This is a genomic window from Streptomyces sp. NPDC001709, from assembly GCF_053596375.1.
The window spans coordinates 237,064-250,989 of sequence record NZ_JBSFGB010000004.1; the positions used below are offsets into that span (position 1 = coordinate 237,064).

At 68.1% G+C, this 13,926-nt stretch carries 19 protein-coding genes and 1 tRNA gene; 15 read left to right on the forward strand and 5 right to left on the reverse strand.

Annotation, left to right across the window (positions count from 1 at the left end):
- Positions 1-170: 170 nt before the first annotated feature.
- Both ACWC0C_RS08255 and ACWC0C_RS08260 read left to right on the forward strand, forming a co-directional pair.
- Positions 171-1,016, forward strand: a complete 846-nt coding sequence (locus tag ACWC0C_RS08255) for a helix-turn-helix domain-containing protein (protein WP_450862562.1) — start codon at positions 171-173, stop codon at positions 1,014-1,016.
- On the forward strand, positions 1,017-1,235 hold the full coding sequence (locus ACWC0C_RS08260; RefSeq protein WP_450862564.1) for a DUF397 domain-containing protein: 219 nt from the start codon (positions 1,017-1,019) through the stop codon (positions 1,233-1,235).
- 14 nt (positions 1,236-1,249) lie between these two features.
- Here ACWC0C_RS08260 and ACWC0C_RS08265 read toward each other — a convergent pair whose 3' ends face one another.
- Positions 1,250-1,912, reverse strand: coding sequence for an HAD family hydrolase (locus ACWC0C_RS08265; protein ID WP_450862566.1), 663 nt, complete (start codon positions 1,910-1,912; stop codon positions 1,250-1,252).
- Positions 1,913-2,116: 204 nt separating this feature from the next.
- Between ACWC0C_RS08265 and ACWC0C_RS08270 the strand changes: the two genes are divergently transcribed.
- The 7 genes from ACWC0C_RS08270 (at position 2,117) to ACWC0C_RS08300 (ending at position 6,275) form a co-directional block, all read left to right on the forward strand.
- Positions 2,117-2,323, forward strand: coding sequence for a hypothetical protein (locus tag ACWC0C_RS08270; protein ID WP_450862568.1), 207 nt, complete (start codon positions 2,117-2,119; stop codon positions 2,321-2,323).
- Positions 2,307-2,825, forward strand: coding sequence for a DUF6879 family protein (locus tag ACWC0C_RS08275; protein WP_450862570.1), 519 nt, complete (start codon positions 2,307-2,309; stop codon positions 2,823-2,825). Before ACWC0C_RS08270 ends, ACWC0C_RS08275 begins: the two co-directional genes overlap by 17 nt.
- Complete coding sequence (locus ACWC0C_RS08280) at positions 2,815-3,645, forward strand: helix-turn-helix domain-containing protein (protein ID WP_450862572.1); 831 nt, start codon at positions 2,815-2,817, stop codon at positions 3,643-3,645. Before ACWC0C_RS08275 ends, ACWC0C_RS08280 begins: the two co-directional genes overlap by 11 nt.
- Positions 3,646-4,045: 400 nt before the next feature.
- A complete protein-coding gene (locus ACWC0C_RS08285; protein ID WP_450862574.1) occupies positions 4,046-4,270 on the forward strand; it encodes a DUF397 domain-containing protein in 225 nt (74 codons plus the stop codon).
- Positions 4,271-4,347: 77 nt separating this feature from the next.
- Positions 4,348-4,821 carry a hypothetical protein gene (locus ACWC0C_RS08290; protein WP_450862576.1) on the forward strand — a complete coding sequence of 158 codons (474 nt, stop codon included), beginning with the start codon at positions 4,348-4,350 and terminating at the stop codon, positions 4,819-4,821.
- Between the two features lie 605 nt (positions 4,822-5,426).
- Positions 5,427-5,699 (forward strand): hypothetical protein, encoded by a 273-nt coding sequence (locus ACWC0C_RS08295; protein ID WP_449199826.1) that lies wholly within the window; start codon positions 5,427-5,429, stop codon positions 5,697-5,699.
- A gap of 273 nt (positions 5,700-5,972) precedes the next feature.
- Positions 5,973-6,275: a hypothetical protein gene (locus ACWC0C_RS08300; RefSeq protein ID WP_450862578.1), complete on the forward strand. Its 303-nt coding sequence runs from the start codon at positions 5,973-5,975 to the stop codon at positions 6,273-6,275.
- A gap of 76 nt (positions 6,276-6,351) precedes the next feature.
- On the opposite strand, the gene ACWC0C_RS08305 is transcribed toward ACWC0C_RS08300, so the two are convergent.
- Positions 6,352-7,302 (reverse strand): GlxA family transcriptional regulator, encoded by a 951-nt coding sequence (locus ACWC0C_RS08305; protein WP_450862580.1) that lies wholly within the window; start codon positions 7,300-7,302, stop codon positions 6,352-6,354.
- A 245-nt stretch (positions 7,303-7,547) separates the two neighbouring features.
- On the opposite strand from ACWC0C_RS08305, the gene ACWC0C_RS08310 reads away from it, so the two are divergent.
- Positions 7,548-7,991: a hypothetical protein gene (locus tag ACWC0C_RS08310; protein ID WP_450862582.1), complete on the forward strand. Its 444-nt coding sequence runs from the start codon at positions 7,548-7,550 to the stop codon at positions 7,989-7,991.
- A 96-nt stretch (positions 7,992-8,087) separates the two neighbouring features.
- Here ACWC0C_RS08310 and ACWC0C_RS08315 read toward each other — a convergent pair whose 3' ends face one another.
- Positions 8,088-9,404 carry a DUF445 domain-containing protein gene (locus ACWC0C_RS08315; RefSeq protein WP_450862583.1) on the reverse strand — a complete coding sequence of 439 codons (1,317 nt, stop codon included), beginning with the start codon at positions 9,402-9,404 and terminating at the stop codon, positions 8,088-8,090.
- 223 nt (positions 9,405-9,627) lie between these two features.
- Here ACWC0C_RS08315 and ACWC0C_RS08320 point away from each other — a divergent pair, with 223 nt between their 5' ends.
- Together ACWC0C_RS08320 and rdgB are read left to right on the forward strand one after the other, a co-directional pair.
- Positions 9,628-10,962, forward strand: a complete 1,335-nt coding sequence (locus tag ACWC0C_RS08320; protein WP_450862585.1) for an SGNH/GDSL hydrolase family protein — start codon at positions 9,628-9,630, stop codon at positions 10,960-10,962.
- Between the two features lie 394 nt (positions 10,963-11,356).
- Positions 11,357-11,959, forward strand: a complete 603-nt coding sequence (gene rdgB, locus ACWC0C_RS08325) for an RdgB/HAM1 family non-canonical purine NTP pyrophosphatase (RefSeq protein ID WP_450862587.1) — start codon at positions 11,357-11,359, stop codon at positions 11,957-11,959.
- Positions 11,960-11,963: 4 nt separating this feature from the next.
- On the opposite strand, the gene ACWC0C_RS08330 is transcribed toward rdgB, so the two are convergent.
- Positions 11,964-12,050: transfer RNA gene (locus ACWC0C_RS08330), tRNA-Leu, on the reverse strand.
- Positions 12,051-12,097: 47 nt separating this feature from the next.
- On the reverse strand, positions 12,098-12,565 hold the full coding sequence (bcp, locus tag ACWC0C_RS08335) for a thioredoxin-dependent thiol peroxidase (RefSeq protein ID WP_449199833.1): 468 nt from the start codon (positions 12,563-12,565) through the stop codon (positions 12,098-12,100).
- 93 nt (positions 12,566-12,658) lie between these two features.
- Between bcp and ACWC0C_RS08340 the strand changes: the two genes are divergently transcribed.
- From ACWC0C_RS08340 to ACWC0C_RS08350, 3 genes are all read left to right on the forward strand, one after another.
- Positions 12,659-12,988: a DUF3618 domain-containing protein gene (locus tag ACWC0C_RS08340; RefSeq protein ID WP_449199834.1), complete on the forward strand. Its 330-nt coding sequence runs from the start codon at positions 12,659-12,661 to the stop codon at positions 12,986-12,988.
- A 43-nt stretch (positions 12,989-13,031) separates the two neighbouring features.
- The gene (locus ACWC0C_RS08345) at positions 13,032-13,391 is read left to right on the forward strand and encodes a GroES family chaperonin (protein ID WP_190013464.1); all 360 of its coding nucleotides are present in this window, start codon (positions 13,032-13,034) and stop codon (positions 13,389-13,391) included.
- 210 nt (positions 13,392-13,601) lie between these two features.
- Positions 13,602-13,922 carry a DMT family transporter gene (locus ACWC0C_RS08350; protein WP_449199835.1) on the forward strand — a complete coding sequence of 107 codons (321 nt, stop codon included), beginning with the start codon at positions 13,602-13,604 and terminating at the stop codon, positions 13,920-13,922.
- Positions 13,923-13,926 lie beyond the last annotated feature (4 nt).

Sequence of the window (13,926 nt, forward strand, 5' to 3'; positions counted from 1 at the left end):
AAACGGCTGCACTGCGTAGCGATCCGAGGTCGAGCATGGCATACGAGAAGTCTCCCTGTGTAACTTCTCACGAGAATCGATCGGGTGAAGCTGATGGTGAGCTCGCATTGAGCTACCTAGCCTGATGGCGTCTTCTCGGGCCGCCGCCCGACTCACGGCGAAGGAGTCGCATGTCCGAACGGACCACCACACGCCGACGCCAACTGGGCGCGATGATGCGTAAGTTGCGCGCTCGGAAGGGGCTGACGCTTGAGGAGGCTGGACTGCTCGTCGGCGTATCGAAGGCGACGGTCAGCCGTTATGAGACCCAGGCAGGGCCGGTCAAGTGGATCGTTGTCGATGCCTTGTGCCGGGAGTACGACGCCACCGAAGCCGAGCGCCGGGCTGTTGTCGGGCTCGCGAAAGATGCGAAGCAGCAGGGCTGGTGGAGCACCTTCGCCGACTCGATCCCGGAGAGCATGAACCTGCTGCTCACCCTTGAGGACGAAGCGATCGGGGAGAGCCACTTCTCCTGCGTCTACGTCCCGGGGCTGCTCCAGACCCGCGACTACAGCACCGCTCTGCAGAAGGCCAACGAAGTACCCCTGGATGCCGGGGAGATCGAGCGTCTCGTCGACATCCGCATGAAGCGGCAGGAGATCCTCTCGCGTCCCAAGCCGCTTCGCCTGTGGGCCATCCTGGATGAGTCCGTCATCCGGAGGGTTGTCGGCTCCCCGCAGATCATGAAAGGGCAACTCGAACGCCTACTTGAGGCCAACGAGTCTCGCCACATCACACTGCAAGTGTTGCCTTTCTCCAAGGGAGCTCACGCCGCAGCACTCGGCAGCTTCGTCATGATCGCCGGCCGGGAGCCAACCCTCGATGTGGTCTACGTCGACTTCCACGCGGGATCCCTCTTCCTGGAGAAGGACGAGGAACTGGACCGATACAGACTTGCGTTCGAGTACCTGCGCGCACAAGCGTTGGACATGGAGACCTCCTCCAGTCTGATCCACCGCGCCCGCAAGGAGCTTTAAGTGACCCCCGGACATCAGCCCGATACCGACCTCGCCTGGTTCAAGTCGTCGTACAGCGGAGGCAACACGACCGAGTGCGTGGAGACCGCCTTCGTCCCGGGGAGTGTGCTCATACGGGACTCGAAACGCCCTGGCAGCCTCCGTCTCACTGTCTCATCGTCTGCGTGGACGAGGTTTGTTGCGGGCGCTCGATCTTCATCTCACAAAACTTCGGCGTAGCTTGACGGCGAGTTTCAGCCCGTTGAGTCGTTGAAGGTCTTGATCAGTCCAGACAGTTCCCCGAGGCTCTCGACCCTGAAGGTCGGGAGCCTCTCGGCTTCCGCCGAGTACCACTGGATCGTGGCCCATGGTCCTCGGTGGACCAAGGCGGTGTGCATGCCTGCGGCGGCGGCCGGCCGGATGTCGTTGTCGATGCGGTCGCCGACGTAGAGGATCTCGTCCTTGCTGAAGGGGGCCACCGCGGCGACGCGGTGGAAGAAGACAGGATCTGGCTTGCTGGCGCCCCAGTCGTCCGACGTTCCGATCAAGTCGACGTCGCCCGCGAATAGTTCCCGGAGGATCTTGCCCGCCCGGATCGTCTGGTTCCCTGCGATGCCCAGCCAGATGCCATCTGACCGCAGTCTGGTCAGCGCCGGCCGGACGTCTTCGTACAGGTCCTCTTCCCCGAACGTCTCCGGCTGCCCGGACGCGGCTCGCTTCTCTCGTTCCTCGTACAGATCGAAGCCGGGGCAGAACTCCTGGAAGACCTCCCGGTAGTCACGCCCCTGAGCGATGACCGCTCCGAACATGGCGTGGAAGGTGTGGCGGGCCACACCGAGCCAGTCGGCCCAGGCACCGTACTCCCTGGTTTCGTCTACGAGGCACTCGCCGACGTCGAACACAACAGCACGAATCATGGGCGCAGCGTAGTAAGCAGGTCTTCTCGGTCGACAGTGCATCAGTGGCCGACGGAGACACCAGCAGCCGAGACATGCCCGATCCCTAGATCAACTACCCCACTACGGGAATATTTCCCTGCCGTCATGGACTCCCTGTTCTGAGCTGACCTAGCGTCATCCCCGGAGGCAGGGACAGGCCCTGCCCGACGTACAGGGGGCACGATGGCACGTGCGGATCTGACGCGGCTGACCGGCAATGGGAACGGGGAGTGCGGGGGCGATGACTGCCCCAACGTGTACCGAACCGACTCGGGGTCGTTCGTGGTTCAGGGGAGCCTGTCGAATGCCTTCGACGCGCCAGAGGGAGAGGCGCCCGTGGAGATCCCGGAGGCGGTCCTGAGGGAGGCTGTCCGTGCTCTTGGCTGGTGAGGACTGGCGAAGGACGTTCGATGCCATGCAAGAAGAGGCTTGGCGTCTGGAAACCCTGCCCGTCTACCGAGTGCCGCAGGAGGAAGAGGCCGTCCGCCGGTTCCTGGCCGGGGAGCCGGTGACGCGTGAGGCGACACAGCCTTGGTTCGATCGAGTCAAGGCATACGTGGCGAGCGGCCGCAGTGTCGGGCGAGTTCACATCGTCGCTCAGCCCCTCTCGGACTACCTCCGCTTCGAGTTCGAGCACTACCGCCACAACATCGAAGCCGGCGAGGCGATCCGCATCCTTGACGTAACTGACCGCCCCAACCCCCTTGATGGCGTCCAGGACTTCTGGATGTTCGACCGTTCTCGGATCGTGCTCATGAACTACGAGCCGGACGGCACTCAGATCAACCGGGAAGTGCACGAAGGCGACCCGATGCCGTACCGGGAGTACCAGCGCATCGCCCTCGCGGAATCGGTGCCCTTTGAGGAGTACGTGAAGGGCCTTGACGCTTGATCCTGAGCAGCTGGGACAGTCGAAAGCCGATCTGGCCGAGACACTGAGAACGCTGCGGAAGCGAGCCGGACTGTCCCAAGTCCGGCTCGCTGTGCGTTGCAATATGTCGCAGTCCAAGATCAGCAAGATCGAGACTGCCGAGATTACGCCGAGTCTGGTCGATGTCGAGTTCATCCTGCGGGCAGTCGAAGCCCCCGAGCAACTGGTTGCCGAAATAACGTCGCTGGCGCGACTGGCGAACACCGAGTGGGAACCCATCCGATCGTCGTTTCGGCGTGGCCTGGAGAAGCGCCAGGCAGAGTTGGCCGGCCTGGAAGCTGAAGCCAAGGAACTTCGATATTTCCTGCCTGCGATGATTACCGGGTTGTTGGCCACCCCCGAATACATTCGCGCCAGCCTTGAGTACTCCCCGGGAGACGTCTCGAAGACGGTGGCGCGGAAGTTGGAACGGCAGACGGTTCTGTACGACGCCAAGAAGCGCTTCACCTTCCTGCTCACCGAGCAGGCTGTGCGCTGGGCTGTGGTCCCACCTCCCGCCATGACCATGCAGATCGATCGCCTGGCTTCCCTGTCCCATCTCCCCAACATACGGATTGGGCTCATACCATTGGGTACGGTCATAAGCCGTGGCCCCATGAACACTTTCACTGTCTATGACGACAGGCTTGCCACCGCCGAGACGTTCACCGGGCGTACCGTCTTCCGCGACGCTCGTGACATTGCCGAACATCTAGAAGTTTTCGAGCAGTACGAGCAGAAGGCTCGGTTCGGAGACGCAGCTCTGACCCTTCTTCAAGAATGGGCGAACCTCTACCGTTGATCTTTAGTACACAACGGGAATATGGCTCGGCTTCGCGCTCCCCTCGATGGATCATGTGTGCGTCATGAAACCAGGGAGGGGCAATGACGGATACGGGCATGCGGTACGGACACGGACTGCCGGGAAAGGAAAGCACGCTATTTACCGATAGCCCGCTCATGACGATTCGTGTCTCGCAGGACTCCGGGAAGACCTGGGGGCCCGAACGTGCGGTGTTCGCAACGGACGGCCTGCCGCCGCTGATCACCGCCGAGTGGCCGCCGTGTCAGTGCCGCCGCTGCGACGGGCGCAGTAACGGCTCCAGGCGCTGAGGCGTCTACCCCTCCTCACATGAACTCCGCCCACCGGGGGCGGCGGCGGTCGGTCATGGCCGCGATCAGCTGAGCAGGAAGGTGCAGTGATGCTGGACGGAAACAAGCTGTACGGGCTCGACATCAGCGAGGCTTCCTTCACGAAGGCGTGCGGAGGTCCCTGTACGGAGGGGTGCGTGACTCTCGCCCGGATCGGTGACGACGCCTGGGCCCTGGGTGACAGCAAGCGGCCGGACGTGGAGCCGCTGCGGTTCACCACGGAGGAGCTGGACGCGGCCGGCATCGATCCGGCGAGGTTCGGGCTGTCCGTCTGATCCCCCTGGCCGGTCCCGGTTCCCGTGTTGGGACCGGGACCGGTCCCTCTCGGCTTCCACGTCTGTAGGGACCACTGGTGCACTACCACGGCTATCTATGGGTCGGGGCGAAAGAGCGTTTCGACCAGGAGGCTCTTCGGCGGCCTCCGCATCCCGACCCGCCGCCCGGCGGAAGCAAGCCGGAGCTGATTCAGCGCTATCGGGAGGTCGCAGCGGAGTTCCCGACCGTGGATCTTCCCCCGGTGGAGATCGCGTACTGGCTCGTCAAACCGTGTTCCTTGGTGCGTGGCACGTGGGACGAAGCGAAGGATGCCGCCGACTGGATCGGGGTGCGCGTGGCCGAGCATGCGGCCCGTTTTGCCTCCGAGTGGGAGCGTGACTTCGTCGTTCTCGCGGCGTTCGTGAACTCCATTGCTGAAAAGCTGAGTTCGGGGAGTGATGTGTCGCTCGGGTTCTACCTTGAGCGACCCTCGTACTTGTCACTTGCGGTGGTTACATGTTCTCCGAACCGGTCTAAGCCTGAGCTGTCCTGCCCCGTTGGGTCAGTGTGACCAGCGGTGCCGGGCTTGCCGTTGGTGACGCGTTGCCGTGGGGCCGCCCGCTTCTTTGGCAGTGTCGTGCTTCCGCGAGGCGGGTCAAGGGCGCTCCCGTTCCGCTGCGCTCCACTCTCGCGTCGGCTGTCGCCGATGGCCCTGCGGGCCACCCTTGACACGCCTCGCTCCAGCACGGGGTAGAAGCGAGCGGGCAGCCCGGGGAAAGGGGGCGGCTTGGCGGGGTTGGCCCTGGGGTCGGCTGGGTTCTTGGCGTTGGTGGAGGGGGCGCGGTTGCGTCTCGTATGCACGCCGGGGCGGTTCGGCGGCTTGCGGGTGGGGATTGGTGCGGGGGCGGGGCCATGGTGAGAGGCCGTCAGGTTTGTCGCGTCCGGGCCGGGTGGGGGGGCGTCGCCCGGGCTGGGCGGGCTGCTCTCGGCTGGTCTTGGGTGGGGAGTGGGGGCGGTCCATGGGCCGACCGGCCGACAGGCAGTTATTTCTGGATTGTGCTAATAGGTCATCAAACCGGCGAGTCTCCACCATTTTTGGAGGATATGCACATAATCTCCATCACTGTCAGAAGTCGATCTGCCACAGATCGTTTTCACCTCACACATGGAGATGACATGCACAAGCTTCACAAGGCCGCCGTCCTGGTCGCGGCCCTCGGGAGCGTCGGCCTACTGACTTCGGGAACGGCCTACGCCGGCGGCGAGGGCGGGGGTGCCCACGTCGCACAGAGCTCCAACTGCAAGTCACACGACCTGAACGTCGACGTGCTCGGCGAGGTCGGGATCCTCAACGGCGTGTTGGGCAACGCGCTCAACGGCGAGGGCGACCCCGGCGCTCAGGACACCCACATCGGCTCGACCATGGGCTGCAGCAACAGCGCCTGGTAATAGGGCGGTTCGCTGTCCCTTGACGGCGGAAAGCGGCGGCCGGCCAGGCAACCGGTGGGCCGGCCGGCTTGCCCGCCGACGGCACGGGACAAGTGGTGACCTCGCTCGCGTACGGCATACCCGACAAAGCCCGTATGCGCGCGAGGTCGCCACGCTCGCGACCACAGCAACCTACGAGACTTGACAATGATCGACTCAGTTTCAGCGCCTTCTCGCCTGCGCGTTAGCCTCGGATCAAGGCAAAGCGGAGATAGAGGCAAAGAGGAGGCTCCCATGGCCAGGGTTCCCAGTGCGGTCGTAGCCGCCGGCGGGCTCGTCGGTGGGTACGGCGTTGCCCGGTGGACCAAGAAGCGGCAGCTGGGCGGGGTCGTGCTGGCCGTTGCCGGGGCCGCTGCCGCTCAGCAGTGGCACAAGCAGGCCGGTGCGAAGGCCGCCGGTGCGCTGAGCGCCGCCTACGTCGCCGCGTTCGCCGGGTCCCACCCGCTCGCCAAGAAGGTCGGCGCCTGGCCGTCCGTCCTCGGTGTCGCCGGTGCCGTCGCCCTCGCCTCCTGGGCCGTCGCCGACCGCAAGGCCTGAGCAGACCCGCGCAGACCCGCTACGACAACCCGGCAGATCTCGCTGCAGCACCTGCGCAGACCACTGCGGCACCGCTCTACCGCTCCCCCGCCCTGAACGCCCTCCGGTACGCCTGCGGGCTCGTCCCCACCACCCTCCGGAATCGTTCCCGGAAGGCCGTGGGCGAGCCGAAACCCGTCTGTACGGCGATGCGCTCCACAGGGTGCGCCGTGGTCTCCAGCAGGTGTTGGGCCCGTCGTACCCGTGCCCGGTGCAGCCACTGCAGCGGCGTCGTGCCGGTCTGTTCGCGGAAGCGGCGGTTGAGGGTGCGGGTGCTCATGCCCGCCCGGGCCGCGATCTCGTCCACCGCCATATCGCGGTCGCAGTTGTCTTCCAGCCAGTGCAGCAGGGGCTCCAGGGTGGCACCCGAAGGCGCCGGGGGCAGGTCGTGGACGATGAACTGGGCCTGGCCGCCCTCCCGTTCCAGCGGCATGACCGACATCCGGGCCGCGTGCGCCGCGACCGCCGAGCCGAAGTCCTTGCGGATCAGGTGCAGGCACATGTCGAGCGCCGCCGCCGCGCCCGCCGAGGTCAGGAACTGGCCGTTGTCCACGTACAGGACGTTCGGGTCGACCGTCACCCTCGGATACAGCTCCTGCAGCCGGTCGGCCGCGTACCAGTGGGTCGTCGCGCGCAGGCCGTCCAGCAGGCCCGTCGCCGCGAAGAGGAACGCGCCCACGCAGATCGAGGCGATGCGGGTGCCGTTCGACGCCGCCGAGCACAGGGCTTCGGCCACGCCCGGCGGCAGCTCCTCCGGTGGCTCCGCCACGCCCGGCAGGATGATCGTGTCCGCCTCCGCCAGCGCCTCCAGGCCGTACGGCGCCCGCACCGTGAAGGCGCCCGCGCTCACCTCCTCCCGCACCGAGCACACCCGCACCCGGTACGGCACCCGGCCGTCGGGCAGCCGCGCCCAGCCGAAGGTGTCGATGGGGGCGGACAGGTCGAACGGGATGACGCCGTCCAGCGCCAGTACGGCCACGGTGTGCATGGCGGAATCCTAGGCCTGCGACGGATTACGGCCTGCGATGGATTACGGCCTATGTCGGATTGCTTCCTATGACGGATTGCGGCCTATGACGGGGTTACGGCCGACGTTCTCATCACTGCGGCGGGAATTCGTGATCCCCTACCCCCCAACCCCCTACAGGCGCCTCGTCACCCCTGGCGGGAATCCGTTGAAGCCTGGCATTCCCGCCGCTCCTCCAAGATCCGTCCGCCGCCTACCGTGACCGCGTGACCAAGTTCCTCCTCGCCGTGCACGTCCTCGCCGCCATCGTCGCCGTGGGCCCCGTGACCGTCGCCGCCAGCATGTTCCCGCCCGTCGCCCGCCGGGCCCTCGCCGCGCCCGACGGCGCCGGTGCCGCCGGGACCCTGGGCCTGCTGCACCGGATCTGCCGGGTCTACGCCCTCGTCGGCGTCGTCGTGCCGGTCTTCGGGTTCGCCACCGCGAGCGAGATGGGCGTGCTGGGCAGCGCCTGGCTGATCGTGTCGATCGGGCTGACCGCCCTCGCCGCCGTCGTCCTCGCCGTGCTGGTGCTGCCCGCCCAGAGCGCGGTGGTGGAGGGCAGGGGTACGAATCCCGCGCGGCTCGCCATGTTCACGGGGATGTTCAACCTGCTGTGGGCCACCGTGACCGTCCTGATGATCGTGCGTCCCGGCTCGACGACCGGGGCCTGAACACCCCGGCCTTGCGGCGTCGTCGCCCGCGCCGCCTGCCCGACTACCGTGATCACCAAGCCACTTGGAGAGGTACCAGGTCTCCTGCCGAACCGCTCAGGCGCCGAGCGTCCGCGTCACCGTATAGATCAGCAGTCCCGCCAGTGAACCCACCACCGTGCCATTGATCCGGATGAACTGCAGGTCGCGGCCGATGTGCGCCTCGATCTTCCGGGTGGTGTGCTCGGCGTCCCAGCCCGCCACGGTGTCCGTGATCAGCGAGGTGATCTCCTTGCGGTACGTCGTCACCACGTGCACCGCCGCGCCCTCGACCCAGCTGTCGACCTTCTCCTGCACCCTCGGCTCGGTCGCCATCCGCCGGCCCAGCGACAGCAGCGCGGACCGCACCCGCAGCCGCAGCTGGCTCCGCTCGTCCTCGGCCGCCGCCACGATCATGGACCGTACGGCCGTCCAGGCGGACGCGATCAGGTCCTGCACCTCTCCCCGGCCCAGCACCTCGCCCTTGAGCCGCTCCACCCGCGCCCGGGTGTCGGTGTCGGACTGCAGATCGGAGGCGAAGTCGGTGAGGAAACGGTCCAGCGCGCCGCGTGCCGGGTGGCTGGGCATGTCCCGCATCTCGGCGCAGAAGCGGAGCAGCTCCTTGTAGACCCGCTCGCCGACCCTGCGGTCCACGAATCTCGGGGTCCAGCCGGGCGCACCGCCCTCCACCGCGACCATCACATCGTCCCGGTGCAGCACCAGCCAGTCGTGCGCGCGGGCCACCACCAGGTCCACCGCCCGCCGGTGCCCTCCGTCGGCGACGATCCCCTCCAGCATCTTGCCGATGCCCGGGGCGATCTCCTGGGTGTTCGCCCGCCGGGTGATCGCCTCCGTCACGACCGCCTGCACATCCGTGTCCCGCAGCACGGTCAGCGCGCCGCGCAGCGCGGTGGCCAGTTCCGCCGTCACCCGGTCCGCGTGCTCCGGCTCGGCCAGCCAGGCCCCGAGGCGGCTGCCGATGCCGACCGCGCGCAGCCGCTGCCGTACGACGTCCTGGGAGAGGAAGTTCTCACCGACGAACTCACCGAGCGAGACGCCCAGCTGGTCCTTCTTGGTGGGGATGATCGCGGTGTGCGGGATGGGCAGTCCGAGCGGGTGCCGGAAGAGCGCGGTGACCGCGAACCAGTCGGCGAGCGCGCCCACCATGCCGGCCTCGGCGGCCGCCGCGACATAGCCTGCCCAGGCCCCCGCGCCCTCGTGCGAGACGAGTTTGGCCAGGACGTAGACCAGGGCCACGAACAGCAGCATGCTCGTCGCCGTGAGCTTCATGCGCCGCACCCCGCGCCGGCGCTCCTCGTCGGCCGGGGTGAAGGCGGTCATGGTCTTGTACGACACACCCCGCGCCGGCGCCGTTCCGGTCTCGGTAGGTCCCATCAGCTCCACCCGTTCAGCTCCACCCGTGCGGTGCCCCGCTCGGTGATCCCGCACACAATTGTCCCTTCCTGACCGACTCCCGGAACGGAACAAGAGTTCCCGGCGTCTGTCTGCTCGGGGGTTTTTGGGCAGGGCCCTGACAGTTCGGCCCGGCCCATGACGCATCATGGGCTCATCAAGATCGGAGCCTCGGGCTCCCATCCCCGAGGAGAACAACACAAGCGTGACCAGACGTCGTGGTTATGCCGTATTGAGTGCGCTCGTCGCACTGGTTCTGGCCGTGTCCGCCGCCATCTACCTCACCGTGGCGGCCGACGACGGCAGCCCGCGCGGCGCCCTCGCCGACGGCCGCCCGCACCACGGCTCCTCCGTCGCCCCCGCCTCGACCGGCACCTGGGTCGGCACCTGGTCCACCGCCCCGGTCGGCGGCGAGCCCGGCACCGAGACGCAGGGTCTCGCGGGCCACTCGGTCCGCAATGTCGTGCACGCCGACACGGGCGGCACGAGCGCCCGGATCACGCTGTCCAACCTCTACGGCCAGGCCCCGCTGACCATCACCCACGCCTCGATCGCGCTGTCCTCGGGCGACGGCACCGCCGCGGCCGACCCCGACTCGATGCGCCGCCTCACCTTCGACGGCGCCACCAGCGTGGTCATACCCGCGGGCGAACAGATCGTCAGCGACGCCGCACGCCTCACCGTGCCGCACGACAGCGACGTCCTGGTCACCACCTACTCCCCCACCCCGTCCGGTCCGGTCACCTACCACCCGCACGCCCGGCAGATCTCCTACGTCGCCGCCGGCGACCGCACCGAGGACGCGACCGGTGACCCGTACACGGAACAGACCCCGTACTGGCGCTACGTGACGTCCCTGGACGTCCTCAGCAACGAGGCCGACGGCACCGTCGTCGTCTTCGGCGACTCCATCACCGACGGCGTCACGTCCACCGTCGGCGCCAACCACCGCTGGCCGGACGTCCTCGCGGGCCGACTGCGCACCGCGATCGAGGGCGGGCGTCAAGTGCCGCGCTACAGCGTCGTGAACGAGGGCATCAGCGGCAACCAGGTCCTCGCCGACGGGCTCGGCCGGCCCGCCGAGAACCAGAGCGGCCTCGGCCGCTTCGGCCGCGACGCGCTCTCCCACCCGGGCGTCAAGGTCGTCGTCATCGACCTCGGCGTCAACGACATCCTGCGCAACCCCGGGCTCGCCGACCCGAACCGCATCATCGCCGGCCTGCGCACCCTCGTCCGCCAGGCCCACGCCCGCGGCCTGAAGGTCGTCGGCGCCACGCTGATGCCCTACGAGGGCCACCGCGGCTGGACGGCGGCCCGCGAGGCGGTACGCCTGCAGGTCAACGCGGAGATCCGGGCCGGCGGCGTGTACGACGCGGTCGTCGACTTCGACAAGGCGCTACGCGACCCCTACGACCCCCGCCGACTGCGCCCCGACTACGACTCCGGCGACCATCTACACCCCAGCGACCTGGGCTTCAGCAGGATGGCCGAGGTGTTCGACCTGAGCGCACTGAAGGGCGCGGGGCAGGCGGAGCTGTAGCGGCGTCGGGCGGGCGGAATTAGGGGACGGGAGCGCAGGATCCGGGACCGAGCCAGCCGGGCGCGCAGGAGTCGGGACCAGTTGGGCCGGGCGCTCGAGATTCGCCGCCGGGCCGGGAAACCGGCGCAGGCGGGCCACGCCGGGCCACCGGGTCCGTCCGGTCGGACATGGCCGGTCCACGCTCCCCGATCCGCGGCTTCACGCGGGCGGAATTCGAGGCCGAGAGCGCAGGATTCGGGACCGAGTCAGCCGGGCGCTCGGGATTCGGCGCCGGGACGGGAAACCGGCGCAGGCGGGCCGCGCTGGGGCACCGGTGCCGGGGGGTTCGCGCTTGTCGATCTCGGGTGTGGGGCGGGGGGAACCCTGTTCCCGTGGGCCAGGAATACTGGCGGGCATGACCCGTTTGATCCTCGCCACCCGCAACGCCGGAAAGATCACCGAGCTGAGGGCCATCCTGGCCGACGCCGGCCTCGCCCACGAACTCGTCGGCGCGGACGCCTATCCCGACGTCCCGGACGTCAAGGAGACCGGCGTCACCTTCGCCGAGAACGCCCTGCTGAAGGCGCACGCGCTCGCGCAGGCCACCGGGCTCCCGGCGGTCGCCGACGATTCGGGCCTGTGCGTCGACGTCCTGAACGGCGCCCCCGGCATCTTCTCCGCCCGCTGGGCCGGCCGGCACGGCGACGACAAGGCCAACCTGGACCTGCTGCTGGCCCAGCTCTCCGACATCGCCGACGAACACCGCGGGGCGCACTTCGCGTGCGCGGCGGCCCTGGCGTTGCCGGACGGCACGGAACGGGTCGTCGAGGGACGGCTACGGGGCGTCCTGCGGCACGCCCCGGCGGGCACGGGCGGCTTCGGCTACGACCCGATCCTCCAGCCGGACGGCGAGCGGCGGACGTGCGCGGAGCTGAGCCCCGAGGAGAAGAACGCGATCAGCCACCGGGGGAAGGCGTTCCGCGCACTGGTGCCGGTCGTACGGGAGCTGCTCGGCTGAACTCTGGTGCGGCCGGAGGGACTCGAACCCTCACGGGAGTTACCCCACTGGGACCTAAACCCAGCGTGACTGCCAATTCCACCACGGCCGCGTGCTGCTGCCCGGCCATGCTAGCGGCCGGGCAGCGGGTCCCGGGATTCAGATACCGAGATCCTTGATGATCTTTGCCACGTGGCCGGTGGCGCGGACGTTGTACAGGGCCCGTTCGACCTTGCCCTGCTCGTCGACGACGATCGTGGAGCGGATGACGCCCATGTACGTCTTGCCGTAGTTCTTCTTCTCGCCATAGGCGCCGTAGGCCTCGGTGACCCGCTTGTCCGGGTCGGCGAGGAGGCTGACCTTCAGGGACTCCTTCTCCCGGAACCTGGCCAGCTTCTCCGGGCTGTCGGGGCTGATGCCGATGACGTCGTAGCCGGCGCCGGCCAGGAGGTCCAGGTTGTCGGTGAAGTCGCAGGCCTGCTTGGTGCAGCCGGGGGTCAGGGCGGCCGGGTAGAAGTAGACGATGACCTTGCGGCCCTTGTGGGAGGAAAGGGACACCTCGTTGCCGTCGGCATCCGGGAGGGTGAAGGCGGGGGCCACGTCCCCCGGCTGGAGTCGCTCGCTCATCGGGCCAGCGTAACCGGGGGGCCTTGCGGTGCGGCGCGGCCGGGAGCTGACAGACTGTCCGGAACAGCATCAGGAGACTTCGGAGGCCGTACGGTGGCGGACACGTCGGACACCAGAACCCCGGCGCAGATCGAGGCGGACATCAAGCGCCGCCGCGAAGTGCTGGCCGAGACGCTCGACGAGATCGGGGTGCGGGTGCATCCGCAGACGATCATCGGGGATGCCAAGGCCAAGGTCGTCGCCAACCTCGACCACACGGTCGGCCGGGCATATGTGCAGGTCAACCGGGTGGTCAGTGAGGTGCGGGCGCAGTTCGTGGACGAGAAGGGCGGGCTGCGGGTGAAGCGGGTCGTGCCGGTCGCGCTGCTCGCCGTCGGGGTCGTCGGGCTGCTCGCCGTCGGCAGCCGTCGGCGCAAGGGCTGACCCGGGCGCGGACGGGCGCGGAGAAGGCAGGTAGGTTCGAGGCGTGAGCGCCAAGAGAAACGAGCACAGCACCCCCCATCACGACAAGCTCCCCATCCGGATGCTGCACGACCGTGTTCTGGTCAAGCAGGAGACCGGCGAGGGCGAGCGGCGGTCGGGGGGCGGCATTCTGATTCCCGCCACGGCGGCGGTCGGACGGCGGCTGGCCTGGGCCGAGGTCGTCGCGGTCGGGCAGAACGTGCGGACCGTGGAGCCGGGTGACCGGGTCCTGTTCGATCCGGAGGACCGGGCCGAGGTCGAGGTGCGGGGTGTGGCGTACGTGCTCATGCGCGAGCGGGATCTGCACGCCGTGGCCGCGGACCGCTTCGAGGGGTCGGAGGACTCCACGGGGCTGTACCTGTAGGCCGGCAGCTGTAGTAGGCCGGCAGCTGTAGGTCGGCAGTTGTCTTTCGGCAGCCGAAAGGGGCCGGTGACCATCGTCACCGGCCCCTTTTGTGCGCCTTTTGCTATGTTCGAAGGCGTCAGCCCGACGAGACGCGCCGTACCGGGCTCCCCGACCCCCAGGCGAAGACGACGCACCCCCGTTCAGAGATTCCTTCCGGAGGTGCCTGCCATGGCCTGGGTTCTGTTGATCGTCGCCGGTCTGCTGGAAGTCGGCTGGTCGATCGGAATGAAGTACACCGACGGCTTCACCCGCCTCGTGCCCAGCCTGTTCACCGGCGCCGGGATCGTGGCCAGCATGGTCCTGCTGTCGTACGCCGCGAAGTCCCTGCCCATCGGTACCGCCTACGGCGTGTGGGTGGGCATCGGGGCGGCCGGGGCGGCGGTGCTCGGCATGGTGGTGCTGGGTGAGCCGGTCACCGCCGCCCGGATCTTCTTCGTCTGCCTGCTGCTGGTCGCCGTGGTGGGGCTGAAGGCGACCAGCGGTCACTGAGACG